Raw genomic sequence first — 25,701 nt, 5'->3', positions numbered from 1 at the left:
GACCTGCTGGCCGGGTTCACAACTGGCCTGGTGGTATCGCCTGTTCGCCGGTGGACGACACACTGTTCTTCACGTCCGACGAGTGGGGCACGCCCCTGTCTTCCGGCGCGATCCGGACGGTGTTGTCACACGTCTGACCGCTTCGGGTGCGTACGGCTCGCTGACCGTGGGTCCCGACGGGCGGACGCTCTACGCCCTGCGTCACGCGGTCGGCGCGCCGCCGACGCCCGTCCGGATCGACGCCGACGTCGTCGACCAGACTCCGGCCGTGGTGCCCGCACCGGGCGGCGTCGGGGAGCTGCCGGGCACACTCACCGAGGTGCACGCGGAGGCTGACGACGGGTTCGTGCTGCGCGGCTGGCTCGTGCTGCCCGAGGGCGCTTACGCCGAGCAGCCTGCTCCGCTGCTCGTTGCCGTCCGCGGTGGACCGCAACGAGCGCACCACGTTCCCGCACTGGATCGACGCCAACCGCGACGGCTGCTCCACCCGAGCCGGGGACTGTATGACGTTCGGCGTAACTCCCGATCACGGAAGGTGCATCGATGACCAGTGAGAACGTGTCCGAGTCCAAGGCCGTGGAGCCCACGAAGGCTGCGTCGCCGAAGACCGTGGACGACCAGTTGATCGACGACTTGGTGGGCCGCGCCCAGGCCGAGGGTCTGCGACTGACCGGCGAGGGCGGGCTGCTGCAGCAGCTGACCAAGCGGCTGCTGGAGTCCGCCCTGGAAGGCGAGATCACCGACCACCTCGGCTATGACACGCACGATCCGGCGGGCAAGAACGGCGGCAACTCCCGCAACGGCAAACGCTCCAAGACCGTGCTGACCGACGTCGGCCCAGTGGAGACAACCGTGCCCCGCGACCGCGACGGCTCCTTCGAACCGAAGATCGTCAGGAAGCGGCAGAAGCGCCTGACCCGGCGTCGACGAGATGGTCATCTCGCTGGCCGCGAAGGGCCTGACCACCGGCGAGGTCCAGGCCCACCTGGCCGAAGTCTATGGCGCCGAAGTCTCCCGCCAGACCATCTCCACCATCACCGACAAGGTCCTCGAAGGCATGGCCGAATGGCAGAGCCGCCCCCTCGACGCCGTCAACCCGGTCGTCTTCATCGACGCCATCCACGTGAAGATCCGCGACGGCGCGGTCGCCAACCGGCCCATCTATTGCGGCCCCGGCCGTCAGGGTCGAGGGCCGGCGGGAAATCCTCGGTCTGTGGGCCGGTGACGGCGGCGAGGGCGCCAAGCACTGGCTGCACATCCTCACCGTGGTCAAGAACCGCGGCGTCAGAAGCCTGGCACAAGCCCGCACGCGGCAGAGCTTCGGCGTCGACGTTCGATCACGAACCGGAAATTCTGCGACTACGCCGAGGCCCTGACCACACCCTGGATTGCGCAGGGCCAAAAAACCATGCCTACGAGTTGTTTTCTTCCGATTCGATCACTTGCAGGCACCTCGCGAGGGCGGCCACCATGTATCGGCGCCAGAGGGGAGCGAATGGACCGGCGAGAATCCAGCGACGACCCGGAAGTGGCTTGAATTCGTAGGTCCACCGAATGAGGGTGCCATCGCCGTCGGGGTTGAAGTTCCATTCACCTCGAACGCCGGCTGCAAGTCGGGAGAGGATGTTCGTGAATCCCGTCAGTTGATACGCAAAACTAGAGCCTTCCGTGTACTCGATCAACTGTTCGTCTGCCTGCGACCCGTCGTCGAACTGCGGGTTCCTGGTAGGGCCGACGTGATCCCATGCTTCGGTCTGGTTTGCCACACCTTTGACACCGGGAAACGGTGCCACCCGGTGGAAAACGCTCGACAGGTCGATGGGAACGATCAGTCGGAACGCGTTGGCGGGCGCCACCGAAGTTCGCCGCTGGACTGTGATCGGAACAGTGTTGTCGGCTGAGCCGATAAGGAGGGGTATTGCCTGGACCACTGCGACCCTCCGGGGCTCGGTCGTTTTCTTCGCCGCGATCGGTTTCTTGTCGGACATCGTTGTTCTCCTGTCTTGGTGATGCGTATCCACTGTGAAGCATTAACGAACATAAAATGCTTCGAACGGGAAGCAAGCAGATTCGTGATGTGAGTGACCCGACCACCGGCCTGAACATCGAGTGTCTGCCGCAGTACGGGGTGGACGAGCACCTGAGAGTCGTTGAGGTAGTGCAGCGATATGTGGCTGGAGCCGTGGGTTGGTAAGTGACAGCAGGTCGCTGGTCACGGCTCAGATCGACTTGAGGACTCGGATGCGGTCGGCCATGGCACGCTGAGCGACGTCGGCGCCGAAGGCGATGGAGTCGAACTCGTGCGGTGCGCCGGGGTGAAGGTGGAACTCCACCGGCACGCCGGCGCGGCTGAGCTTGGTCGCGTAGGCCGTGTCCTCGTCGCGGAAGACGTCGAGTTGGCCGACCTCGATGTAGGCCGGCGGCAGGCCGGTCGCGTCCTCGAGACGGGCGGGAGCCGCCGTAGGCGGGACGCCGGAGCCGCCGACAGCCTTGCCGAGCAGTGCCGGCCATGCGGTGAGACTGTCGTCGTAGGACCACAGAACGTAGGGCTCGATGTGAGGGTCGGGCGTGGTGGTGCGGTCGTCGAGCATCGGCATGAGCAGGATCTGCCGAGCGATCTGCGGGCCGCCGCGCTCGCGGACGAGGATCGTCAGCGCCGCTGCCATGCCGCCTCCGGCGCTGTCGCCCATCACACCGATGCGGTTGGCGTCGACGCCCAGCTCTGCGGCGTGTTCGTGCAGCCAGCGCAGTGCGGCGTAGGCGTCTTCCAGCGGTGTCGGGAAGGGGTGCTCGGGGGCGCGGCGGTACTCGACCGACAGCATCGGCACGCCGCTGGCGGATACGTAGCGGGAGACCGGACCGTCGAACAGGTCGATGTGGCCGAAGATGTATCCGCCGCCGTGGAAGAACAGCACGGCTGGGCCGGGCTCGGCGCCGTCCTTGACGTACCAGCGCATTTTGATCTGTGTGCCGTCGTCTGCGGTCGCGTAGTGCTCGTGGGTCGTCACGTCGGCCGGGATCGGCTGCGCGGCTCCCGCGGCGCCGATGATCGGTTCCCACATGGCGCGGCGGCCCGCGATGTCGCCCACAGCCGGCGGCTTGGCCTCGGCCATCGCGCCGGCCATCGGGGCCAGCGCCTCGGCGATTTCGGGGTCCAGGGACAGTGTCATGGTCTTTTCCTTTCGAGGCCGGCCGATCGGTGTCAGGCGGCGGGCGCGACGATGACGGCCTTGCCGTGCAGCTCGCCCGTGGCGGCCTGGGCGTGGACTGCCGGCAGCTCCGCCAGCGGCACTCGCCGCGCCACGTCGACGCGCAGCTCGCCGGAGTCGACCAGCGCCACCAGCCGCGACAGCTGTTCGGCGTCGCTGTTGACGAACAGGTCGATGCCGCGCACGCCGCGTTCCTCGTCGCTCGGCGCGGGCATCCACACCGTGGTGTTCACCAGCACGCCACCGGAACGGATCAGCGTGAGCAGCGCGGCCAGCTGCGCCGGTTCGATCGGCGCGAGGTTGAGCACGACGTCGACCGGCTCGGTCACCGCCACGGTCACCTCGGTGGCGGTGTGGTCGACGACCTCGTCGGCACCCGCCGTCCCGACGTGCTGGCTGCTGCGCGGGCCGGCCGTGGCGATCACGTACGCGCCGGCGTTCTTGGCCAGCTGCACGGCGTAGCCGCCGACCGCGCCGCCCGCACCGTTGATGAGCACGCGCTGCCCCGGCACCAGCTTCGCGTGATCGAACAGGGCCTGCCAGGCGGTGAGACCCACCAACGGCAGCGCGGCGGCGTCGGGCAGCGGGATGCTCCGGGGCGCCGGTGTCAGAATCCCGGCCGGGGCCACCACGTACTCCGCGGCCGCGCCGTCGCCGCCCATCGGCAGGAAGCCGACGACCTGATCGCCGATTTCGAGGCCGGTCACGCCCTCACCCAGCCCGTCGACCGTGCCGGAGACGTCGATGCCGGGGGTGTGCGGCAACGTCACCGGGATGGGGCCCTGCATGAAGCCCCCGCGGATGTTGCCGTCGACGCCGTTGAACGACGTCGCGGCGACCCGGATCAGAACCTGACCGGCGCCGGGTACGGGCCGCTCGACGTCCTCGTGGCGCAGGACGCTCGGGTCGCCGTACTCGTGGAAACGCACTGCTTTCATGGGAAACCCTTGTCTCTCGATATACGTGAGGTGCTGCGCTTTCGAAGCACCAATTTCGATGTGTGAACCGACCGGCAGCCGGCGAGGCTAGGCGCTTGCGGGTGCCAGGGACCGCAGCTTTTTGTGGCTCGGTGAGCCGGGCACGGCGGAGAAGATCGACAGTTCTGGCCCTGCTCCGGATCCACCAGCCGCAGGCCGTACGACTTGCGTGGTCCGGCCGCGGGGAGGTCCGACGTACTCCGGCTGCAGCACCTCCCGGCGTACCCGAAGAAAGTCGGCCGGCAGTACCCGATTCATCTCGTCCTCCCGTGCTCGACTGATCAAGCATCGCGTGAAACAGAACCCGGATGAAGGCCGTACTTATCCACGGACAAGTTGTCCGTGGCAAACCATGCGATGCAGGAGAGATGACCCGCCTGTCGTCACACAGCACCGAATGTTCGTTCCACGTACCGGGAGTGCTGCCCGGCCCGAGCGCACGCAGTGGTCAGGTCTTGCGTGCGAGGGCTTCGCGGACTGCGGGTACGACTTCGGCAGCAAAGGCGCTGATCTGTCGGGTGTGGTCTCGTTCGGGCCAGATGACGAAACCGTTCATCCCGACGGTGCGCACGAGCGCGACAAGGTGCTCGGCCCACTGGGCGGCGGGCCCCTGGAAGGGGCCGGCCGACTCCGGTTGGATGACACCGGCGATGTTGTAGACCCGGCGGATCGTGTCCGGATCACGGCCCGCAGCCAGAGCTGCGTCGTCGATGCGGCGGACAGCCGTGGGCAGTGCGTCGAGTCCGAGGTAGGCATGCGAGGGAAGCCAGCCGTCCGCCTTCGCACCGGTCAGAGCCAGCGTGCGGGGCCCGTACGAGCCCAGCCACAGCCCCAGACCGGGGCTCGGCGTCGGACCGGGGTGGACGCCGGCCAGCGAGTAGTGCGCGCCGTGCGTCCGCACACTGCGCTCGCCGCTCCACATGGCCCGGATGACGGTGATCGCCTCTTCCAGTGCGTCGACGGCCTCTCTGGGCGTGCGACGGAACCCGCCCATGGCCTCGATGGCTTCCCAGAAAGCGCCGGCACCCAGGCCGAGCTGGACCCGGGAGCCGGTCAGTCTGTCCAAGGTCGCCACAGCCTTCGCCAGCACCGCCGGCGGACGCAACGGCAGGGAACTGACCGTCGGGACGAGCGTGACATGTCGCGTCCGCGCGGCCAGGAAGGTGAGCAGTGTCCAGGTGTCGTCGAACGCCGCTTGATACGGATGGTCCTGGATGGTGAGAAGGTCAAGGCCGAGACTGTCGATGAGTAGTGCCTGCTCACTGGAGCGGCCGACGGGGAGGGCATTCGGCTCTACGTTTGCGCCGAACAGGACAGGGAGGGGCATGAAAGTCTCCTGGGCGACCGGCGCTTGCTCGACGTCGGCCGCGGTGGTCGGGGGCGGGAAAGGAAACAGGCCCGCGGTCGCCTCGAAGGCGGTGCCTTCGGGACCGGGCGGCATCCAGGTGTGGCGGCTGTTCCGGCACAGGCACTCGGGGGCGGGGTGCGGTTCAGCGTGGCGAGCCGAGGATGACGCCACCGTAGAGTTCGGATGCCTCCGCCAGGAGTGATGTGGGGATCTCGAAGCCGTCGGGGCGTGGGGTGGTGAGGTCGCGTCCGGCGTGGCGGAACATGCCCTCGATGCCGCCGGGTGTGGCGATCATCAGGAGGTCTGCGCGGTCGGAGGTGATGCGGTAGGCGTGAGGGACGTTGCGGGGCAGGTACACGATCCCGCCCTCGCGCAGTTCGTGCTCCTCCTCCCCGGACCAGACCAGGGCCGTGCCCTTGATCGGGATGAACACCTCGTCCTCGCGGGTGTGCAGGTGGAATGGCGGGGCTTCGCCCTTGGCGACGTCGAAGCGACCCACGGTCAGCTTGCCCTCGGTGGCCTCCTGGTCAAGCAGCGAGAACGTTCCCCCGTCGAGCCATTCGAGCTTCTGCTGCTGCTCGGGCTGCGCCAGACAGGCCATCGTCATGAGAACTCCGTTCTTGGAGGTCGGCGGGGACATTGGTCCGGCCCGCCACTCGTAGGCGGGCATGGGCACCGGCGAGTGTCCGGGAATCAGACACTCAGGGTGCGGCGCCCCCAGACGGAGCGGGCGGCAGGATCCGCTGCCGGAAGGGCAGCAGCCGGGGGTGGCGCCGTCGAAGATGTGGAAACCGTCGGCCCCGACGCGGAGTTCGGCAGGTACGCCGCAAACCCGCAGACGGGAGGCAAGATCCTCGCTGCGGAAGGCCTGCGCGGAGCCGACCTCGATGAAGACCGCAGGCGGACCAGCGGTCACTGATCATCGGCCGGGTTCGGGGCGATCGTCGACGAAAGAGAGCAGTAGGGAGTTGACGAGGTCAGGGCGCGTGGCGAAGGCGAAGTGGTCGGCGCCGGGGAGCTCGGCCAGACGCGCGTGTGGGATGGTCCGGCGGAGGTAGAGGGAGACGCTCGCAGGTACCTCCTGGCCGATCGTGCTGCTCATCACCAGGGTGGGGACCGTGATGGCGGGCAGCAGGTGACGGTCGTCGTCGAGTGAGATGTTGTCGAAGAAGCCGAGCAGGGTCGCAACGCCTGCGTTGTAGCTCATGTCGCGGAACCACGAGCCGAGTTCCGCGGCGCGGTCAGGGCCGATATCGGCGAAGACCAGGCCCGGGTCGAGGACCGCGTCGGTGAGTCCGGCGATTCCGTTGTCACGGGCGGCATCGGTGAAGTGGGCGATGCCGATGTCGTCGAAGCCGTACGGCCAGTCGTCGCTGCGACGGAACTTGGGTGAGCCGTTGAGGACGGCCAGCTTGCCCAGCAGCTGGGGGTGTTGAGCGGCGAATCTCAGCGCGACGTGCCCTGCGGAGGCGAAACCGATCACTGTGGGGCTCTGCAGGCCGAGGTGGGTGATGAGGGCGGCGAGGTCGGCGGTGTACAGCGCGGTGACGCTGTCCACGGCGGGGGGCAGTTTGTCGGAAGCCCCGTAGCCGCGTAGATCGAGGAAGACGTTGTGGGCGTGAGGGTCGAAGAACTCCTGCTGGGCGGCCCAGGAGCGGGAGTCCAGGGGCAGGCCGTGCACCCATACGACGGGGTGGTGGCCGGTGCCCGTCTCGTAGTAGGCGATCCGGCCGCCGTCCACGTCGAGACGGTGGGCTTGGTCGAAGGTCAACGGGGGCATGTGTGGTGCTCCTGGCTTCGGGCGGAAGGTGCCGCGGCACGGGACCTTCCGCTTGCGGTGATCACAGGCCGGTCGGGTACGTGACGTTGTCCAGGCCGGGTACGGTCACCTTGGCCGGATCGTTGTCGGCGGCGACGAGCCGGCTGACGGCGAAGTCGGTCACCGAGCCGGACAGCAGCTGCCTCGGGTCCTCCAGCACCATGCGCAGGCGGGTGGTCATGGCGCGCCAGTCGTTCGCGCCGTGAATGACGGGCATCTCGCTTATCTCGTTGACGGACGGGTCGGAGATGTCCGGGAGGGTGAGGTGTCCGGGGGCGTAGCGGGGCAGTCCGGGAAACATCAGATCGCCGAGTTCCACGGTGGCGCGGGTGTTGGACCAGATCTGACGCAGCGGCTCCTCCAGAGCTGCCACCTCGGACAGGTCACCGTTGGGCGGCGTGGTGAAGGTGGGCGCGTGGGGTGCCATGTAGAGGCGTTCGAGAGGCAGTTGGTAGCCGGAGGCGCCCAGGAGCATGGTGGCCACGCTGGAGGTGTTCCAGGTGACACCGGCGGTGGGACGCCCCTGCTTGCCGGCGATGACCGCCATGGCCCGGCTCCAGTCGATCTCCTGCTCCCGGAACCAGCTGATGATCCGGTGTGAGATGTCCAACCCGGTGAGGAAGAACGTGGCGATCATCATGTGAATGATGGTTCCGTGCCCTTCGGCACTGCCCTTTTCCAGGTACTCGCCGCGCAGGGTGGCGGCGTCGAGACGGCTCTCGTCATCGAGAGCCGCGCTGAGGAAGCGGTCGGTGACGGCGAAGGTGTAGTCGGCCATCTCGGTGATGGCCTGCTCACGGCCGCGGTAGGTCTCGACCGCAATGGTGTCGCGCCACAGCTCGGTGCTGTTCGCCTCCCGGCTGCGCCGCACCTGGGCCAGAAGCCGCTCCGCGTCCGCGCGCCAGCCGGGGGCGCCGTAGTTCTTCCGCAGCTGCACCAGGGTGGCGAGGGCGGGGCCGAGGTGGGAGATCCCGGCGAGTTCCTTGAAGCCCTTGGTGGAGAAGCGGAAGCCCTCGACCGTGGGGGGCTTGCCGCCGCCGGGGTAGAGCGCGAAGTCGGTGCCGGTGGCGACGACCAGTGGCGCGTCGGCCGTGTCGGAGGCGGCGGTACGGGTGAGGTGGGAGCCGATGCTGGTGGGACCGGCCGTGTAGGTGCTGAACAGGTCGACGAGCTCAGGGCTTTCGTTGGCGGTCATGGACGTTCCTTGTGGCTGGGTGGAGGAGCGGGGCACAGGAATCGGAGAACTCAGAGGGTGAAGCGGTAGAGGACCGTGCGGGCGGCGAAGCGCACGTCGGCGGTGAGGCTGTGGGAGACGGCGATGAGCAGACCCCCTTCGTCGTCGTGCAGGGTGGCGACGTCGGTGGCACCCGTCGTGGGGAAGGACGCCGTCCGCACCAGCTGCCCGTCTCGCCACTGGTAGATCTCGGAGTCGAGGTCGGTGGTCGGTTCTGCCGGTGTGCCCAGCACGAAGTTCACGCGGACGACGTACACGGTCCCGTCCGGACCTGGCACGACGGCGAACTCACGTGCTCCCGGTCCGTGCAGCGTCTGACGGACGACGAAACGGGTGCCGTCCCAGCGCAGCAGCTGCGAGTCGCTCTGCAGCCGGGCCACCAGCAGGAAGAAGTCGCCGTCTGCGGTGAAGTGTGCGAACGCGCGGCCGTGCCGGGCGGCCAGCTCCTGGTGGGGCCGGAACTCCTCACCGTCGAAGCGGTAGAGCACCGACGGGCCCACATGCTCGGCGTGCGCCAGGAAATGGTGACCGTCGACGGTGAAGGCGTGCCAGTTGTAGGCCCACCGCGAGTCGATGTCCTGGAAGTGGGCGAAGCGTTCACCGTCCCAGAGGAAGATCTGCGAAGGCCGGTTGTCGGCCTCCTGTTCCGGAAGGACGACCCCTTGGGCGAGGGCCAGGAAGTGCCGGTCCTCGATCGTGAAGTGCCTCCACTGCTTGGCGGCGAAACTGTCGAAGGACTGGAACTCGGCGAAGGAGGTGCCGTCCCATTCGAGGACATGGGACGAGGTGGCATACCGGTACGGGCCGTTGCCCGTACGGATGCTGGCCACGGCCAGGAAGGCACGGTCGCCGATACGGAAGAACTCCGCGTCCTCGCCGCCAGGCGCCGGTACGCGCTGGAACGGCTCGTATCCTCGCTCGCCTCGCTTGAGCAACAGCAGATCCGTGTCGCTGTCTCCTCCGTTCATGTCCGCCGAGGTGTCCGGCATGTCATAGGCGAGCTGCGGTATGGCGAGCAGATGCATGCCGTCCAGGTCGAAGGGCTCGACGCCTCGTGCACCAGAGGTGGGGACGGACTGGATTTCGGTCAGGTGTGTGCTGGACATCGGGTGGTCATCTCCTCGGCTTCAGTGCGGGAACGGCACCGACGGCAGGGCGAAGTTGTTGTCGAAGACGTGGTCGGGGTCGTACTGCGCCTTGAGTGAGACAAGCCGGTCGAGTACCGGGCCGGGAAAGGCGTCCTGCAGTTGCCTCCGCCCGGTACGCGTTTCAAAGCTCAGGTAGAGCCCGTTCAGATGCGGCTGGAGCCGTTCCCAGTGCTCGTCGAGGCCGTCGCGCAGTGCGGGCACGGTGGCGGCCATCAGCGAGAAGTTCTGGGTGCGATGCGAGGAGGCCATGGCGGTGGGCGGTGTGTCGTTGACCGCTGCGCCGACCGAGCGCAGCTGCACCATGCCGGCCGCCTTCATGAGCGCTGCCATGCTCTCGGCGGCGGGCGGGGTGATGTGGTCCAGGAGTCCGGAGCGCGACACGGTCAGCGGTTGCTGCGCGTGCTGCGGCTCGTGCCCGGCGGGCAGCAGCCGGTGGTAGGGAGTGACGGTTGCGTGGTTGCGCAGGACCGGCCCGGCCGACAATAGGGGGGCGAGAGCCGCGCGGGCCTGCGTCGCGTCGGTGCCGGCGTACACGGTCATCGCCTGGGCCGCAGCTGCTCTCCCGCCGGGACCTGCGACGAGCGTCAGGAAACTGGTGAGCGAGCGGGGGGCCGCCTCCACTGCTGCCGCCCACCGGGTGAGGAACGCGGCGGTGTCGGCGGCGTCGTAGACGGTCATGGCGACGATCACCTCGCGCACCGGCTGAGCCTGGAACTCGAAGGCCGTCGCCACCCCGAAGTTGGTTCCCGCCCCGCGCACGGCCCAGAACAGGTCCGGGCTGTGTTCGGTGTCGGTGCGGATGAGAGATCCATCGGCCAGGACGAGTTCGGCGGCGCGCATGTGATCGATGGTCAGACCGTGCAGACGGGACATGAGGCCGATACCGCCGGCGGTGGCCAGTCCGCCGACCCCGACGTCTCCTGTGTCTCCGGAGGACAGCCCCAGGCCGTGGGGTGCGAGTGCTGCGGCGACGTCTCCCCAACGGGCTCCCGCTTCCACGCGTACCAGGCCGGACCGGCTGTCGAGGATTTCCACGGTGTTGAGCCGGGAGAGGTCGATGACCATGCCTTGGTCGTTGGTGGAACGGCCGCTGATGCCGTGGCCGCCGCTACGGGCGGTCACGGGAACCCCGGTGGTACGGGCATGAGCCAGCGTGTCCGCTATGTCTTGGTGGTCGCGGACGCGGATCACGGCAGCTGGGGATCCGAGGCGGGTATAGGTGTGCCGTACGGCGTCGTAGTCACGGTCGCCGGGCCGGATGGTGACCGTGGCAAGGCTCTCGGGACATGTGTGCTTGGGTGCAGGCGGTGGGCCGGAGGTGGTCTGCATCGATGCTCCGCGTTGTCCGTGGGGATGAAGGGGCTTGCGTGCATCCGTCACTTCGGCGGTGTGGTCCGTACACCGTGGGCCCGGGTCACCAGGTACTGGAGCGGGTCTTTGGTGTGTGAGCCGTCGCCGGCGATGAGGCGGCCCGCGTGCCGGCCGAGGTCCTCGGCACTGAACCAACCGGGGCTGTCCGCTCCGATCGCGGCACGCGGGCGGGTGCGGATGGGCCCGATGATCAGCTCGTGGACACGGGGACCGGCGCCGCCCAGTTCCGCCGTGAGGGAGCTCACCAGCGACTTCTTCGCCGCGTTCGTCGCGCCCACGAGTGCCGCGAACGGGTAGGGGATCTCCGCGCTGAACCCGCTCAGATGCACCAGGGCACCGTCCCGGGACAGCAGTGGGGTGAGCGCTCGCAACGCGTGAAAATGACTCGTCAGGTTCGACGCGATCATCGACTGCCACTCGGCGTCGGATGTCTCGAGGATGCCGGTGCGCTCCGGGCTCCCCCAGTCGCCGATAGTGATGACGGCACCGTCCAGCGCACCGTACGCGGACAGGTGGGCGCGCACCGACTCGCTGTCCGCGTCACCGACATCGACCGTGTGGGTGATCAAGGTGCCGTCACCGGCGTCCTTGGCGTAAGCCACGAGGCCGGCCAGTCGTTCCTCGCTGCGGCCGGTAGCTACGACGGTGGCTCCCTGACGCAGCAGCGCGAGAGTCATCCCCTCTCCGATGCCGCCGGTCGCTCCCGCCACCACGACGGTCCGTCCGGACAGCGGCAAGTTCGCCTGTATGTCGTTCACGGGCGAGGTCCCTTTCCTGAAGGCGGGGGCGGGCCCCGCAGGGTGGGGGTGGGGGCTGCGGCCCCGCACGGTGGGGGTGGGGGCTGCGGCCCCGCACGGTGGGGGTGGGGGCTGCGGCCCCGCACGGTGGGGGGGGCGGGCCGGAGCCCGCCCCCCCCCAGGGGTTCAGACGGCCGTGGCGGCGCGCTTGCCCAGTTCGAGGGCGTGAAAGAAGGTCCGGGCACTCATGCCCATGGACGGCACGTTCTCCTGCATCAGCCGCATGCGGTGCGGGGCGTCGTGGAACTTGGGATCGAGCTGGAACTCGGCGGCCAGGGCGAACCAGGTGACCGGTACCGCGCCGGCTTGGACCATGCGCTGCACCGCCGCGTTGTGTGCCTCGAGCGAGGGGCTGCCGCAGGCGTCGACGGCCACGTGCACGCGGTAGCCCTCGCGCAGGCCGCCCAGCACCGTCTGCAGCACGCATCCGTCGGTGGCGATGCCGCCGACCACCAGGTTCTCCCGGCCTTCCTCCCGGACCGCCTGGGCGAACGACTCGTCCAGGAAGGAGTTGAAGTCGACGGCACGCTCGATGACCGGCTGGTCACCGATGGCCTCCAACAGCTCCGGGTACAGCGGGCCGGACGGCTTGCTCGACTGGCCGTTGGTCACGACCAGACCGCTTTCGTACCACTTCGCCGTCTTCGCCAGGCCCACGACGTTGTTGATGTGTTCGGCGAGGTTGTGGGAGCGCAGAAGGTTCGCGAAACCGACTGCGTAGTCGACGAGAACGACGGTGGTGTTGACGGGGGTGAGGGGTTCAGGAGTCATGACGAAACTTCTTTCTGATCGAAGAGAAGGACAGCGGCGCGTTGATCGCGCAGCGTGGGCAGGTGCCTTGGCGCACTGGTGACCGCTTGGTCACTGACGAAGGGGCGCCGACTCCGGGTCCAATTTCCGGACGATCCCTAAATCTGGACACTCAAGGAGACAGTGGCCGACCATCGACGACAGGGAGCAACACCGCGAGCGGCGAGATCGTCGAGCCGCCGGCGAAGCGCCGACGGGCCCCTGAAGAACGCAGGGCCGCGATCGTCGCAGCCGCACGGGGCGCCTTCGCCGAGCTGGGCTTCGGCAAGACGACCATCCGAGATGTCACACGCCGGGCGGGGGTGACGCACGGCCTGGTGATACGGAATTTCGGGTCCAAGGAACAGTTGTTCCTTGCCGCGGTGCCCAGTCCCCGCACGCTGATGGCCGAGGTGGCCGGCGATCCCACGTCGTTGCCGACGCGCATCGCCCGGTCATACGTCCGACGCCTGACCCTCAGCGGCGGCAACGACTCCTTCGTGGCTTTGCTCCGTGCCGTGGCCGCAGAGGAGGAGACCGCCAAACGACTGTTTGCCGCCATGCAGGAGGACAGGGTCGAGTTCTACCGCCACATACTCACCGGTCCCAAGCTGGAGGGGCGCGTCGTCTCCATGGGCGCTCACCTCATCGGTGTGACGTTCTCTCGGTTCATTTTCAGAAGTGGCCCCCTGGCCTCGATGTCGGACGAAGAGCTCACCCGCCATCTCGTTCCCAACCTCCGCAGTCTTCTGATCGACTGACCCACCGTCATGACGCTGCGGTAAGCGTGGGAGTCAGTCGACGGTGAGGACGAGCTTTCCGCGGTTGTGGCCGGCGTCGCTGGTCTGCTGGGCCTTGGCCGCGTCGGCGAGCGGATAGGTCGCGCCGACCGTGGTCACCAGTGCGCCGTCGGCGGCCTGCTGGGCGAGTTCGGCCAGCCGGGCGACCGAGCGCCGCGCCGGGCCCTCGGCGAAGACGACACCGAGTTCACGAGCCCGGAAGTCGGCGGTCGTGACGATCCGGTCGGTGCCGCCGCGCAGGGTGATGGAGTCCTCCAGCGCGCCCTTGCCCGCAGCGTCGAACACCGCGTCCACGCCGCTCAGGGCGAGAGCGCGGACCCGCTCGACCAGGTCTTCTCCGTAGACCAGCGCGGTGGCGCCGAGCGAGGTCACGTACTCCTGGTTGGCCGGGCCTGCGGTGCCGATGACGTGGGCGCCGCGGGCGACGGCGAGTTGGACGGCGACGGTGCCGAGTGCGCCGGACGCACCGTGGATCAGCAGGGTCTCGCCGGCCTTGACATCGAGCAGATCCAGGACCCGGTCTGCGCCGTCGCTCGCCACCGGCAACGCGGCCGCGTGCGTCCAGTCCAGGCCTGCCGGCTTGGGAGCGAGGACGGCCGCGGCGGCCAGTGCGTACTGGGCGTAGGCGCCGGTGTCGGACCAGCCCAGCACCTCGTCGCCCACCTTGAACAGGTCGACATCTTCGCCGAGGGCGTCGACGACCCCGGCGATCTCCCCGCCGGGGACGGCGGGCAGCGTCGTGGGGAAAATGGCCTCCATGATCCCGGAGCGGATCTTTCCGTCGACGGGGTTGACACCTATGGCCCGGACACGGACGCGGACCTGACCGGGCCCGGGCTGGGGCACCTCGATCTCCGCCTCGTGCAGGACCTCGGTGCCGCCGAACGTATCGAAAACGATGGCCTTCATGACTGTTGTCTCCTTCGATGGGTTGAGCTGGTGGCACTGTTCAAGTGGCCGGGCACGGAGAACGCAGCACCGATTACATGGCCGGCCAAGTGCCCGGATGGCCGCGTGCCCCGATCTGGATCTGGAGCCTCGGGCCGCCCGCACGAGATGGCCTCTCGGGCAACGAGGGCGACTTCGGTGGCGGGATTCCAGATCTGCTGGCCCTACCTGCCTCAGGTCGAATGGCCATGCTGGTTCCGTACGAGGGCCTGGGCAGGACAGCCTCGGGAGCTGTGCCGTTGAGAACGCGGCAGCCGCCGGGGCATATACGCAGTCCGGCCTGGGTGCCGGCCGCAACGCCGACAGCAGTCGGGGTCCAGAGCGTCATGTGATTCTCATTCCTGTTCGCAGCACCTTTAGATCACGATTTGCCGTACATACGTATGGACACCTTGGATGTGTGCGCCGACCGACAGCCGACGAGGCTCAAGCGCCTACGGCTGCCAGGAGTTGGAGTTTTTCGTAGTCGGTCGAGCCGGGTACGGCGGAGAAGACCAGCAGCTCCTGGGCCTGGTCGGGGTCCACCAGCCGCTGGCAGTACAGCTCCAGCTCACCCAACTCCCCGTGCAGGTAGCGTTTGAGGTCGTTGTGGTGGGTGACGTCGATTTCGTGCAGCTGCCAGAGGCCGGCGAATTCCGGACTGACCTCCAGCAGTGCGGCGACGATCTCGCCGGCCCTGCCCGTGGGCTCCGCCGTGTACGCCGCCCGGAGATCCACGGTGAAGACCCTGCCCCGCAGGGCGTGGTCCTCGACGGGGTAGAGCGCGCGTTGCGCCGGGTCGGTGAACCAGCGGTAGACCAGGTAGCGGGACAGTCCGCTGAAGCGGGTGTAGTCGCCCAGCAGGGCGACCGCCGGACGGGTCTGCAGCACCGTCTCACCGAACCGGGACATCACCAACGCCGGTGTGTCCGCGAGCCGCTCCACGATGCGCATCATGGTGGGGCTGACGTGATCCTCGCGCAGTACCCGCCGCGGCGCAGGGTGCCCGGCGAGGTCGAAGAGGTGGTCGCGCTCGCTCAGGCTGAGGTGCAGTCCCCGGGCGAGCCCGGCGAGCAGCTGCTCGGATGGCACCGGACCGCGCTGCCGCTCGATCCGGCTGTAGTAATCAACCGACATGCCGGCCAGCGCGGCCACCTCCTCACGCCTCAGCCCACCGGTACGACGCCGAGGACCGCGGGGAAGCCCCACGTCCTCCGGCTGCAGCACCTCCCGGCGCGCCCGGAGAAAGTCGGCCAACAATGCCCGATCCATCTCAGCCTCCCTTGTTTCGACTGAACAAGCGTGGCGTGGATCAGAAGCGGGATGAAGGGCGTATGTATCCACGGACAAGTTGTCCGTGGCAGACCACTCGATGGGGAGGGATGAGTCGCTTCTCGTCACCCAACGCCTCTTTGCACAGAACGGCGCTCTCCGCCTCCAACGGTGTCGGCGGCTCAGTCGGCACCTCCGGGGAGTTGGTGTGCACCCGCGCCGTCACGGAGCAGTTGTTCTCCGGGGCCCTACTCGCCGCGGACGCTCTGATCGTGATCGTCGCGCTCGCTTGGCTCCTGCCGGCCTACGATCGCAACAAGCACGGCGAAGTCCGCTTCTTCCGCGGACTGATTCAGTTCACGGCGCAGTTCGCGATGCTCATGGTCATCGTGTCCACCGACGGATTCAACAACTCCGTGCTCGAGCGGCACGTTGCCGGATGGGCCACCACGCTCGTGTACGGAGTCGGCGTCGCCTTCATGCTCGTCATCCTCTTCGTCTGGTTGAAACCCCTCCCCCGGCCCCGCCGGTACCCGGCCCCCTGCCCCGCGGACACACCGTGGACGGGTGGCCTGCGTACTGGCGCGACGAGATCATTCTGAACCGCCGCGTCCAGGCCGCGGCCAGGACTGCCGTGACGGTGGGCGGTCTTCTTGCCGTCGCCGGAGGGTGGGTCGTCGGCATTGCCTGGGAGCACTGGACATCGATGGATTCGTGGCTCGCCTACGCGCTCTCGGGAGTCACACTCGTGCTGCCCGCGCTCGCCATCACCACCGCCGTACGGGCCGCTCCTCGGGCCTGACCGGCCGTGGCCAGCAAGGCCGGGGCGGCGCCGCGGGGCAGTGCGCACGGCTCCCCTCATCGTTCACACGGTTGCGGCATCACCGGCCCGGTGATTCCCCTACGCAACGTCTGCGCAGCCTTCTCGCAGGCGAGGGCGACGTGTTCACGGAAAGGGTAGATCTTCGGATCGGTCGCGGCCCTCCGCAGGGCGGCGAGCGCTTCGATCCATTCCACGGCGTCTTCGAGCAGGGTGTAGGGCTGCCCGCCCAGCCGTTGTGCCGCGCGGGGTCCAGCGCGGGATCCGGTCGGGATCCTGGAGTACGACGGTGCGCACCACGGTGTCGGTGCGCTGCACGACTTCACGGACCGGCTCGCCGAGAGCAGTGGGGCGAGGACGGCCATGAGGAGGCCGGTGCCTCCTCTTCGGCGCGCGAAGCTGCGACTGTCACGATGCCGCCATGCTCGTGTCCGTACCGAACTGGGCAGGCGAAATCTGACGCGGGAACGGTCTGCCGGTGTCGGTCAGCAGGGCTCCGCCTGGTCGGACAGCAGTGCCTGAGCCCATGGGAGCCGGCAGCCCGGCGCCTCCTGCCGCGCCTTTCCGCTTGCGACGACGTTCTCGATCGAAGGGCCATCAGCGCCTCTCCTCAGGTGCATGCGAGTCATCTCCACCCAGGGACTGAAACATTTCAAATCTGAATCGGTCGGCGGACATACACCTCAAGGTCAAAATCTATCCAGCATGCACATGCCATACTGCCCACCTCGTTTCATTCACATGTCAGAAGTGTTGACAGCCCGTCGTGCAGCACCGCAGGATTCAGCCACTCCGCTCCGCCCTTGGTCAGGGAGATCTCTCCCTCGGATTGAAACGTATCAAGGAGCCCTCGTGTCATCTCCCGTCCTGTTCTTCCGCATGGCCGGAGGACACAGAAGATCCCACCAAGTCAGACCTCCACGGGCCCTCTTCCTGGCTCTGCTCACCACGTGGTTCGTGGTCGTTGGCGGCGTGACCGCGCAGCTGCCCCAGGCGAGCGCCGCCCAGGCCGCGCCCACGGCGCTGAGCGTGAACGGCCTGACCGCGCCCGTCGACGTGGCCCCCGCCTCCACCCCGCTGCTCGGCTGGCACGTCGGCGGCGACCACCAGACGGCGTACCAGGTCCAGGTCGCCACGACCTCCTCGGCCCTGACCGGCACCCCTGATGTGTGGGATTCGGGTCAGGTCACCTCCACCGCCGACAGCAACGTCTCCTACGGCGGCCCGGCCGTGACCGCCTCCTCCGGCTACTACTGGCGGGTCCGCACCTGGGACTCCTCGGGCGCGGTCTCTCCCTGGTCCACCACCGCCACCTTCGGCACCGGGCCGGGCACCACCTGGCCCGGGGCCACCCCGGTCTGGAGCGGCAACCCCACGGCGTGGACGAACTACACCTTCCAGGGCAGCTTCGTCATCAACGCCAAGTACGCCGGCGTCACCTTCCGCGCGCAGGACACCAGCAACTACTACCTGTGGCAGTTCAAGGGCAACGGCGAGAACACCATTGCCCCCCAGGTCCAGAAGAACGGCACCTTCACCGCACTGAAGACCGCCCAAGCCCTTCCCTTCGCCCTCACCACCGGTTCCAGCTACGACTTCAAGATCGTCGCGTTGGGCTCGACGTTCACCACGTCCCTGAAGGCGCACTCCGACAGCACCTGGACCCAGATCGACACCACCACCGACGCCACCTTCGACTCGGGCGGCATCGGCTTTCGCACCGGTCTGACCGAGCAGGCCACCTTCGACGACATCACTGTGACGGGCACCGCCGGCCAGTCCCTGTACAGCAACGACTTCAGCGACTCCGACAACGCCGACTTCACCTGCGGCACCATCTCGAGCGGCGCGCTGTTCGTGGACAAGGCGAAGAACTGCGGCACCGGGTTCCCGACCGCCTGGACGAACTACACCCTCCAGGGCAGCTTCGTCATCAACGCCAAGTACGCCAGCGTCACCTTCCGCGCGCAGGACACCAGCAACTACTACCTGTGGCAGTTCAAGGGCAACGGCGAGAACACCATCGCCCCCCAGGTCCAGAAGAACGGCACCTTCACCGCACTGAAGACCGCCGCCGCCCTCCCGTTCGCCCTGAACACCGGCTCCACCTACGACTTCCGGATCGTGGCCTCCGGCCCGACCTTCACCACCTCCCTGAAAGCGCATGCCGACACCACCTGGACGCAGGTCGACACCACCACCGACGCCACGTTCTCCGTCGGCGGCATCGGGTTCCGCACCGGCAGCACCGAGCAGGCCACCTTCGACGACATCAGCGTCACCGACCCCAACAACCGGCCCCTATATGGCAACGACTTCAACGACTCCACCAACGCCGACTTCACCTGCGGCACCATCACGAACGGCGCCCTGGCCGTAGGCACGAGCAAGAACTGCGGCACCGGGCTGCTGACGGTTCCGAGCTGGACCTTCCTCCGCGGCACCACCACGCTGGCCTCCAGCAAGAGCATCGCCTGGGCCCACCTGTACGCCACGGGCGCCTCGACCACCCCGGCACGGCAGTTCGTCTACAAGCTGTGGGTCAACGGCAGCTTCGTCGGCGTCGGCCCGACCCGCCCAGTCGGCTCCGAGGCCCGCTACGACGGCTACGACGTCACCTCCCTGCTGAACGCAGGCGCCGCCAACACCGTCGGCGCTCTCGCCTACACCACCAGCGACCAGCGCTTCCTCGCCAAACTGGTGGTCCGGTACACCGACGGCAGCACCAAGACCTTCGGCACCGGTTCCAGCTGGAAGTCCCTGGACGGCACCCGCGTCCTGCCGAATGTCGGCTCTATCGGCACCAGTTATTACACGGCGCCCAAAGAGAACTACGACGCCCGCCGCTACCCGTTCGGCTTCGCCACGCCTGGTTTCGATGCCTCGGCCTGGCCCTCGGCGGTCACCAAGGGCGCCTTCAGCGACCTCCAGCCCGCGCCCACCGCAAAGGTCCGGCAGACGTTCAAGACGCCCGCCTCGGTCACCGAGTACTCCTCCGGCAACTACTTCATCGACTACGGCCGCACCTGGGTCGGTGGTCTGTCCCTTAACCTGACCGGCGCCTCCGGGCAGGTGGTCGACATCCGCTACGGCGAGGTCACCACCGGCACCAACACGGTCAAGTACCAGACCTCCGCCGGCAACACCTACCAGGACAAGTGGGTCCTGAAATCCGGCAGCCAGCAGCTGGAAACCTGGGGCCTGCGCGTCTTCCGCTACGTCCAGGTCATTGGCGCCCCCACCGGCCTGACCGCAGCCAACTTCAAGGCCGAGGCGTACCTGTACCCGTTCGACGAGTCGGCAGGCGCCTTCGACTCCTCCGACAACACGCTCAACCAGGTCTGGGCGTTGTCCCGTAACACCATCGAGGCAACCAACCTGAACCTGTACGTCGACTCGTGGGAGCGCGAGCGCGACATCTACGAGGCCGACACCTACCTCCAGCTCATGGGCAACCTCTACACGGGCGGCGACACCGCACTGGGCGACTACTCGCTGAACTTCCTGAAGTCCAACCGCACCTGGCCCACCGAGTGGCCGATGTACGTCATCCTGGCCATGCACGACAGTTACGAGACGACCGGCAATACCGCGCCGCTGTCCGCCGCGTACACCGCGCTGCAGGGCAAGCTGCCGGACGAGTGGTACGAGTCCGCGACCGGCCTGATCCACAAGACCACCGGTAGCACGGGTGCCAGCAGCTGCAACGACTGCGATATCGTCGACTGGCCCATCTCCGAGCGCGACGGCTACGTCTTCACCTCCTACGACACCGTCATCAACGCCATCGCCTACCGTTCCTACGAGAGCATGGCCGACATCGCCACCGCGCTGGGCAAGAGCTCGGACGCCGCCACCTACACGGCCAAGGCAGACGCCATCAAGGATGCGGTCAACTTGAGGATGTGGGACTCCACCAAGGGCGCCTACCGTGACGGGCGTAACAACGACGGCACGGTGATCAACCACTACGCCGTTCAGGCCAGCGCCTTCGCCACCGCATTCGGCATCGCCAGTCCCTCGCAGGCCGCGCAGGTGGCCTCCTACCTGGGCAGCCGCGGAATGGCGTGCAGCGTGTACTGCGCCCCGTTCGTCATCCAGGCCCTGTATGACGGCAACCGGCCCGACCTCGCCCACACCCTGCTGACGTCGACCGGCACCCGCAGCTGGATGAACATGATCAACGACGGGGCCGGCGCCACCATGGAGGCCTGGGACCTGTCGCTGAAGTCCAACACCACCTACTCCCACCCGTGGGCGGCCTCTCCCTCCTTCACCATCCCCCAGAGCATGTTCGGCATCCGGCCCAGCACCCCGGGCTACCGGACCTTCCAGGTCAAGCCGCAGCCAACCTCGGTCACCTGGGCGAACGCCACGGTTCCCACCGCACAGGGCACCATCGGCGCCGCTTACGACACCACCAGCGGCGGACGCGTCGACATCGGCGTGAACGTCCCGGCCAACACGACCGCCTTGGTGTACCTGCCCGGCGGCTCGGCAGGCACGACCAGCGTCTACATGGACGGCAACAGTGTCGCCGCCACCTACGACAACGGCTTCATGCGCGTCGACGACGTCCAGCCGGGCTGCCACATCATCACCTCCTCCTCCAGCAGCACCCCGTACAGCGACACCAAACTCACCGGCATCTGCTAGACAATGCCCATCCCGTAACGAGGCACCCCGCACCTTGCGGGGTGCCTCGTTACGGATGCGGCGAGACCCACTCGCGCCGCTACTACGACGGCGTGTTCACCCAGGCCCTGCAGCAGATCCAGGCCCAGGCGGACGCGGCCGGGGACATCGACTGGCTCGTCCGCTCCTTGAGCGGATCGCGGTGGACGGCCACCACGCTTTGACCGAGAGGTCTACCGCCGACGCAACTGCGTCGAACGCTGCTTCAACCGGCTCAAAGGCTTCCGCGGCATCGCCACCCGATACGAGGACCGCCACCTCCTGAGAAGCGGCGGTCACACTCGCAGCACTCCTGCTCTGGGCAAGATCCGTTTGAAGACGGACCCTAGATCCATAGGAGAACGGGGGGGACGGTGGCCCGAAAGGTACTCGGTTCGTAGAGCTCCAGGGACTCGCGCACCTCCGCCCTCACCGGACCAAGGCGGTGGCGGTCACCGAGGAGAGGAGTCATCGTGTGGTGAAGTGCACGTACGGGGCGGTCAGTTGTGCGAGCGGCTCGGCGAAAGCGCGGTGCCTCCACTGACCCGGCCGAGCGTGCCCTCGTACGGACTTCCGCATTATCCTGGCGACTGCCCGACAGCGTTGTCCGCAGATCTCATCTCCTCGGGGGACCGTGTGCCGGTTCACGAACAGCCCTCTGCAGCACCGGACTTGGACGAGCTGCGTCGGCGTGCGGCAGCCACCGCCGTCCCGCAACGCGAGGCCGGGCTGGTGGTCTGCGAGAATCTTGTGCGGATCTATCAGGCCGAGGGCGTCGAAGTACAGGCTCTCCAGGGTCTCGACCTGGCCGTGGCCCAGGGCGAGATGATCGCGGTGATCGGGGCCTCCGGTTCCGGCAAGTCCACCCTGCTGGGCATACTCTCCGGCCAGGACGTGCCCAGCGCCGGTGCCGCCGAGGTCGCTGGATACGACCTACTGTCGATGAAGCGCCGCGAGCGGCTCAGCTACCGGCGCCGCACGGTGGGCTTCGTCTGGCAGCAGACCTCCCGCAATCTGCTGCCCTACCTCTCGGCGGCGGAGAACGTGATGCTTCCGATGACGTACGCCGGGATCAAGCGGTCCCGGCGCCGGGGCCGGGCGGAGGAACTGCTCGATCTGCTGTCCGTCGGGCACTGCCGGGACCGCACCCCCGACACGCTCTCCGGTGGCGAGCAGCAGCGGGTCGCCATCGCCGTCGCCAACGCCAACGACCCGCGGGTGCTGTTCGCCGACGAACCCACCGGCCAACTCGACACCGCCACCAGCGACGAGGTCTTCGCGGCGCTGCGCCGGGCCAACGAGGACCTGGGTGTCACCGTGGTCGTGGTCACCCACGACGCGCTGGTGTCCGAGCAGGTGCAGCGCACCGTAGGGATCCGCGACGGCCGCACCTCGACGGAGGTAGTGCGCCGCGTCGCCACCGGCGAGGACGGCGTCGAGGTGCTGAGCGCCGAGGAGTACGCGGTACTGGACGGCAGTGGTCGGCTGCAGCTGCCGGGCGAGTTCACCGAGCGGCTGCACCTGCGCAAGCGGGTGCGGCTGGTCCTGGAGAGCGACCACGTCGGTGTGTGGCCCGACGAGGCCGCGCGCCGGGCACGGTCCGCCGCCCAGGATGCGGCCGACGGTGGTCCCGAACACTGATCGCGTCGAGGCTTCACGCGAGGCGCAGTACGGCTCCCAGCCCGCGCCGACGGGCGAGGACGGCCTCGGTGACCGCGGCGGCCAGGATCAGCGCGGTCACGCCGGCGACGAGGGCGACGGTCAGTGTGTAGTCGGTGTGCAGTGCCGGTTGGGCGGGGCCTCCGGTGAACTGCTGCAGGTCCAGTGTCCGCGCCATGAGCCGCGGTTCGAGCAGCCCGAGCAGCGTGCCGCCCACCGCTGAGGCGACCGCCGGCGGCAGCAGTTGCAGGCAGTGCAGTGTTCCGGCTTCCCTGCCGCCGAGTCCGAGGGTGCGCAGGAACGAGGTGGTGCGGCTGCGCTCGTGGGAGGTGAGGGTCAGTTCCAGGATGAGCGCGAGCAGGCCCGACAGGGCGGCCAGGATCGAGCTGGTGGTGTAGATCGTGCCGAGTCCCCGCGTCAGGCCGTCCGTGCGCAGGGCGCTCAGCGTCTCGGAGCGGACGCGGATCCGGGCCAGTGGCCCGAGCGCCTTGGCCGCCGCCGACCGCAGTGCGGCGGGTTCGGCGGTGGTGGGAGTGTCGCCCTTGAGGAGCAGGACGGTGCTTCCCGAGGACTGATGGGGCATCAGCTGTTCGGCTGTGGTGGTGGTGATCAGCATCGGCGTCCCGGCGGGGATCTGCGCCGTGGCCGGCCCGAGGAGCGGGTCGCGCAGTTCCGCGGCGGTGAGGGTGCCGACCGGCTTGAAGATCAGGTCCCTTGGGCGCTGCCCGTCGGGCACAACGGTGGCGGTGAATCCGCCGGTGCGCTCGCTCTCCCGCAGGCCGGGCGAGAGGAGGGACGGCAGCGGGGTGTTCGCGTCGGCTCGGGCTCCCGTCGGGGTGGTCAGCTGGGCCAGCAAAGTTCCGGCCATCGGCGACTTCGGGGCGAGGGCGGCCAGTTGCCGGGGATTCACGGTGATCACGGCGACGGGGGAGATCTCCGCGCCGTCGGCCTGTCCTGCCATGCTGAGGGTGTACACATGCTGGAGGGCGGTCCGTGTTCCGGTCGTGCCTGTGTCCGGTGCTGAGGTTACGGTCCCGGCCACGGTCGCGCTCGCGTCGGCGCCGGTGGCCCAGGCCGCCCCCGTGGCCAGGCCGTCGTCAATCGTACGGTGCACGAGGCCGCCGAACACGGCCGTCCCCAGGGTCAGGACCAGGACGAACAGGGCCAGCCCCGTCGCCGGGGCGTCGTGGGCGGCCCGGGCCGCTCCGACGAAGCCCACCACTCCCCGGCCGCGCCGGGTCCCCCGCAGCACCAGGCGCAGCACGAGCGGGTAGATCCGAAGCAGGATGAGTACGACGGTCAGCGCGACCAGCACCGGCACCGCGCCCAGAATCCCGTCCGGTCCCTGCGAGCGCAGCGCGACCACGCCCGCCGCCGTCGTGACCAGCACCGTCAGCTCCAGGACCACGCGCCGGCCGATGGCGATGTTCCGGCGTGAGCGCCGCAGTCGGCCGGGTCTGCGCGGCTCACGGACCGCGAGCCAGGTCAGCAGCGGCACCGTCAGCGCCACCACCGCTGCGGCGAGGGCGGCGAGCATCGGTTGCGGTGATCCGGACGTGCCGGTGGGAGCGAGGGCCCCTCCGGCCGCCCAGCCGAGCAGTGCGGCGATCAGCACCACTGGGCAGGCCACAGCGCAGCGCAGCAGCACCAGCCGCACGGTGGACGCGCCCCGCGCGCGCTGCAACCGCAGGTGCGCCTCTCTCCGGCCCAGCAGCAGCCGTACCGCGACAGTGACGGTGGCCACTGCGACCGCGGCCAGCGCGTCGACGGCGAACGTCGCCAGTTCCCTGGCCTGTTGGTCCTGAGCGGTGAAGTCGGCGAGCAGGGGCGTCAGGGAGTCGATCACCAGAAGGTCCCCGGTGGCCTGGCCGCCGACATGGCAGCTGAGGTCGCCGGTGGTCGTGTCGACTCCCTGGCACAGGGAGTCGCTGAGGTCCGCGCTGTAGTGGGACAGCGGACCGGTCAATGCGCGGGCCTGGTCGAGCGCCGCTCCGGACAGGTTGGCGCGCAACTGCCAGGTCACCCGGGGGCCACCCACCCCGGCGCCGGCCAGCAGGTCGGCCGCGTCGAGGCCGACGAGGCCGCGGACGGCGAGCACGGTGCCGGCGGAGTGCTCGGCCGGGTAGCGGGAGGGCTGGTCGAGCGTCTCGCGGCCCGACCAGAAGCCGTCGGTCGCGGCCGTGGTGCGGTAGACGCCGCTCACCAGCAGCCCCGCGCGGGGCGGTGCGTTCTGTACCCCGAGCGTCTTCGCGAACTCGAGGGTCAGCCGGCTGCCGGCCCGGACGCCGAGCGCCTGTGCGGTGGCCTGCGACAGTCCGATCTGGGGCGCGGTGCCCGGCGGTGTGTGGTCGGCCGGCGCATGGCCGTTGACGTAGTGCAGATGGGCACGCGCGGACGGCAGATAGCTGACCTGCAGTTGGGTGCTGGTGTTCGCCGGCCCCGGCGACCGCGGTGAGATCAGGGACGCCTTGTCGTAGTCGTAGCTGCCACCGGTGACGGTCACCTGCCGCGCGGCGGGGCCGCTGAGCTGCTCGGTGAGGGTGCGGCCGGCGTCGAGCAGGCCGGCCGCGTCCATGGCGGGCGGCACGGTGTCGAAGACCTCAGGAGTGGTGCTCAGGCTGATCAGGGGCGCTTGGGCCTGCGAGGCGTCGACACGCCGGCGCAGTGCCTGGTCCTCCTGACCGCCCGCGAAGGCGGGGACCCACGCGCAGAGCGCTGTCAGCCCCAGGACGACCACCGCCAGGCAGGCCAGCAGCGGCAGATCGCCGCGGGTCTCCTTGCGTATCAGGCGCCGCGTCACCGCTGCGCCCGCGCCGACGGTTCGCGTCACCGTCCGCCCTTTCCGGTCCTGTCCGGC

22 protein-coding genes and 1 pseudogene are annotated in these 25,701 nt (G+C 68.5%); 8 read left to right on the top strand and 15 right to left on the bottom strand.

The window, feature by feature from the left end; translation table 11 throughout:
• Positions 1–82: 82 nt before the first annotated feature.
• Positions 83–547: a hypothetical protein gene (locus OG841_RS46225; protein ID WP_328635850.1), complete on the top strand. Its 465-nt coding sequence runs from the start codon at positions 83–85 to the stop codon at positions 545–547.
• Positions 544–1,289, top strand: a pseudogene (locus OG841_RS46220) (IS256 family transposase); the annotation flags it as partial. The gene OG841_RS46225 and the pseudogene OG841_RS46220, both read left to right, overlap by 4 nt.
• 123 nt (positions 1,290–1,412) lie before the next feature.
• Here OG841_RS46220 and OG841_RS46215 read toward each other — a convergent pair.
• The 11 genes from OG841_RS46215 to OG841_RS46165 all read right to left on the bottom strand — a co-directional run bounded on the left by OG841_RS46215 (position 1,413) and on the right by OG841_RS46165 (position 12,674).
• A complete protein-coding gene (locus tag OG841_RS46215; protein WP_328635851.1) occupies positions 1,413–1,988 on the bottom strand; it encodes an SRPBCC family protein in 576 nt (191 codons plus the stop codon).
• A gap of 231 nt (positions 1,989–2,219) precedes the next feature.
• Entirely contained in the window at positions 2,220–3,170 is a 951-nt protein-coding gene (locus OG841_RS46210) for an alpha/beta hydrolase (RefSeq protein ID WP_328635852.1), read from the bottom strand.
• Positions 3,171–3,202: 32 nt separating this feature from the next.
• Positions 3,203–4,147: an NADP-dependent oxidoreductase gene (locus OG841_RS46205; protein ID WP_328635853.1), complete on the bottom strand. Its 945-nt coding sequence runs from the start codon at positions 4,145–4,147 to the stop codon at positions 3,203–3,205.
• Positions 4,148–4,634: 487 nt separating this feature from the next.
• A complete protein-coding gene (locus OG841_RS46200; RefSeq protein ID WP_328635854.1) occupies positions 4,635–5,513 on the bottom strand; it encodes an LLM class flavin-dependent oxidoreductase in 879 nt (292 codons plus the stop codon).
• 163 nt (positions 5,514–5,676) lie between these two features.
• Entirely contained in the window at positions 5,677–6,141 is a 465-nt protein-coding gene (locus tag OG841_RS46195) for a cupin domain-containing protein (protein ID WP_328635855.1), read from the bottom strand.
• Between the two features lie 312 nt (positions 6,142–6,453).
• Positions 6,454–7,314, bottom strand: a complete 861-nt coding sequence (locus OG841_RS46190) for an alpha/beta fold hydrolase (protein ID WP_328635856.1) — start codon at positions 7,312–7,314, stop codon at positions 6,454–6,456.
• 61 nt (positions 7,315–7,375) lie between these two features.
• Positions 7,376–8,548 (bottom strand): DUF5624 domain-containing protein, encoded by a 1,173-nt coding sequence (locus OG841_RS46185; RefSeq protein WP_328635857.1) that lies wholly within the window; start codon positions 8,546–8,548, stop codon positions 7,376–7,378.
• Positions 8,549–8,598: 50 nt separating this feature from the next.
• Positions 8,599–9,693 (bottom strand): hypothetical protein, encoded by a 1,095-nt coding sequence (locus OG841_RS46180; RefSeq protein WP_328635858.1) that lies wholly within the window; start codon positions 9,691–9,693, stop codon positions 8,599–8,601.
• Positions 9,694–9,714: 21 nt separating this feature from the next.
• Entirely contained in the window at positions 9,715–11,064 is a 1,350-nt protein-coding gene (locus tag OG841_RS46175) for an FAD-binding oxidoreductase (RefSeq protein ID WP_371570313.1), read from the bottom strand.
• Positions 11,065–11,111: 47 nt separating this feature from the next.
• Positions 11,112–11,864, bottom strand: a complete 753-nt coding sequence (locus OG841_RS46170) for an SDR family NAD(P)-dependent oxidoreductase (protein ID WP_371570310.1) — start codon at positions 11,862–11,864, stop codon at positions 11,112–11,114.
• 165 nt (positions 11,865–12,029) lie between these two features.
• Positions 12,030–12,674, bottom strand: a complete 645-nt coding sequence (locus OG841_RS46165) for an isochorismatase family protein (RefSeq protein ID WP_328635861.1) — start codon at positions 12,672–12,674, stop codon at positions 12,030–12,032.
• Positions 12,675–12,715: 41 nt separating this feature from the next.
• Here OG841_RS46165 and OG841_RS46160 point away from each other — a divergent pair, with 41 nt between their 5' ends.
• Complete coding sequence (locus OG841_RS46160; protein WP_365123605.1) at positions 12,716–13,453, top strand: TetR/AcrR family transcriptional regulator; 738 nt, start codon at positions 12,716–12,718, stop codon at positions 13,451–13,453.
• 33 nt (positions 13,454–13,486) lie between these two features.
• Here the strand turns inward: OG841_RS46160 and OG841_RS46155 are convergent, their stop codons facing one another.
• The gene (locus OG841_RS46155; RefSeq protein WP_365123608.1) at positions 13,487–14,401 is read right to left on the bottom strand and encodes an NADP-dependent oxidoreductase; all 915 of its coding nucleotides are present in this window, start codon (positions 14,399–14,401) and stop codon (positions 13,487–13,489) included.
• 465 nt (positions 14,402–14,866) lie between these two features.
• Positions 14,867–15,691 carry a helix-turn-helix transcriptional regulator gene (locus OG841_RS46150; protein WP_328635864.1) on the bottom strand — a complete coding sequence of 275 codons (825 nt, stop codon included), beginning with the start codon at positions 15,689–15,691 and terminating at the stop codon, positions 14,867–14,869.
• 272 nt (positions 15,692–15,963) lie between these two features.
• Here OG841_RS46150 and OG841_RS46145 point away from each other — a divergent pair, with 272 nt between their 5' ends.
• Positions 15,964–16,293, top strand: a complete 330-nt coding sequence (locus tag OG841_RS46145) for a hypothetical protein (RefSeq protein WP_328635865.1) — start codon at positions 15,964–15,966, stop codon at positions 16,291–16,293.
• A gap of 38 nt (positions 16,294–16,331) precedes the next feature.
• Complete coding sequence (locus OG841_RS46140) at positions 16,332–16,493, top strand: hypothetical protein (protein ID WP_328635866.1); 162 nt, start codon at positions 16,332–16,334, stop codon at positions 16,491–16,493.
• 56 nt (positions 16,494–16,549) lie between these two features.
• On the opposite strand, the gene OG841_RS46135 is transcribed toward OG841_RS46140, so the two are convergent.
• On the bottom strand, positions 16,550–16,876 hold the full coding sequence (locus OG841_RS46135) for a hypothetical protein (protein WP_328635867.1): 327 nt from the start codon (positions 16,874–16,876) through the stop codon (positions 16,550–16,552).
• A gap of 487 nt (positions 16,877–17,363) precedes the next feature.
• Between OG841_RS46135 and OG841_RS46130 the strand changes: the two genes are divergently transcribed.
• The 3 genes from OG841_RS46130 to OG841_RS46120 all read left to right on the top strand — a co-directional run bounded on the left by OG841_RS46130 (position 17,364) and on the right by OG841_RS46120 (position 22,826).
• Positions 17,364–21,167, top strand: a complete 3,804-nt coding sequence (locus OG841_RS46130) for a family 78 glycoside hydrolase catalytic domain (RefSeq protein WP_371570303.1) — start codon at positions 17,364–17,366, stop codon at positions 21,165–21,167.
• Positions 21,168–21,208: 41 nt separating this feature from the next.
• Complete coding sequence (locus OG841_RS46125) at positions 21,209–21,370, top strand: hypothetical protein (protein WP_328635869.1); 162 nt, start codon at positions 21,209–21,211, stop codon at positions 21,368–21,370.
• A 487-nt stretch (positions 21,371–21,857) separates the two neighbouring features.
• Positions 21,858–22,826, top strand: coding sequence for an ABC transporter ATP-binding protein (locus OG841_RS46120; RefSeq protein WP_371570300.1), 969 nt, complete (start codon positions 21,858–21,860; stop codon positions 22,824–22,826).
• A gap of 13 nt (positions 22,827–22,839) precedes the next feature.
• Here OG841_RS46120 and OG841_RS46115 read toward each other — a convergent pair whose 3' ends face one another.
• A complete protein-coding gene (locus tag OG841_RS46115) occupies positions 22,840–25,674 on the bottom strand; it encodes a hypothetical protein (RefSeq protein ID WP_371570297.1) in 2,835 nt (944 codons plus the stop codon).
• Positions 25,675–25,701: the final 27 nt, after the last annotated feature.

This window comes from Streptomyces canus, assembly GCF_041435015.1.
GTDB lineage: Bacteria > Actinomycetota > Actinomycetes > Streptomycetales > Streptomycetaceae > Streptomyces > Streptomyces canus_G.
Note: the sequence above shows the minus strand (reverse complement) of the source record. Positions and strands in the feature narration are given on the sequence as shown.

What these genes read in the sequence shown, in the direction of transcription:
- OG841_RS46155 (WP_365123608.1), bottom strand. Translation starts at nt 14,401, where the DNA reads ATGAAGGCCATCGTTTTCGATACGTTCGGCGGCACCGAGGTCCTGCAC.
- OG841_RS46175 (WP_371570313.1), bottom strand. Translation starts at nt 11,064, where the DNA reads ATGCAGACCACCTCCGGCCCACCGCCTGCACCCAAGCACACATGTCCC.
- OG841_RS46195 (WP_328635855.1), bottom strand. Translation starts at nt 6,141, where the DNA reads ATGACGATGGCCTGTCTGGCGCAGCCCGAGCAGCAGCAGAAGCTCGAA.
- OG841_RS46165 (WP_328635861.1), bottom strand. Translation starts at nt 12,674, where the DNA reads ATGACTCCTGAACCCCTCACCCCCGTCAACACCACCGTCGTTCTCGTC.
- OG841_RS46215 (WP_328635851.1), bottom strand. Translation starts at nt 1,988, where the DNA reads ATGTCCGACAAGAAACCGATCGCGGCGAAGAAAACGACCGAGCCCCGG.
- OG841_RS46190 (WP_328635856.1), bottom strand. Translation starts at nt 7,314, where the DNA reads ATGCCCCCGTTGACCTTCGACCAAGCCCACCGTCTCGACGTGGACGGC.
- OG841_RS46210 (WP_328635852.1), bottom strand. Translation starts at nt 3,170, where the DNA reads ATGACACTGTCCCTGGACCCCGAAATCGCCGAGGCGCTGGCCCCGATG.
- OG841_RS46150 (WP_328635864.1), bottom strand. Translation starts at nt 15,691, where the DNA reads ATGGATCGGGCATTGTTGGCCGACTTTCTCCGGGCGCGCCGGGAGGTG.
- OG841_RS46205 (WP_328635853.1), bottom strand. Translation starts at nt 4,147, where the DNA reads ATGAAAGCAGTGCGTTTCCACGAGTACGGCGACCCGAGCGTCCTGCGC.
- OG841_RS46180 (WP_328635858.1), bottom strand. Translation starts at nt 9,693, where the DNA reads ATGTCCAGCACACACCTGACCGAAATCCAGTCCGTCCCCACCTCTGGT.
- OG841_RS46200 (WP_328635854.1), bottom strand. Translation starts at nt 5,513, where the DNA reads ATGCCCCTCCCTGTCCTGTTCGGCGCAAACGTAGAGCCGAATGCCCTC.
- OG841_RS46185 (WP_328635857.1), bottom strand. Translation starts at nt 8,548, where the DNA reads ATGACCGCCAACGAAAGCCCTGAGCTCGTCGACCTGTTCAGCACCTAC.
- OG841_RS46135 (WP_328635867.1), bottom strand. Translation starts at nt 16,876, where the DNA reads ATGGCCGTCCTCGCCCCACTGCTCTCGGCGAGCCGGTCCGTGAAGTCG.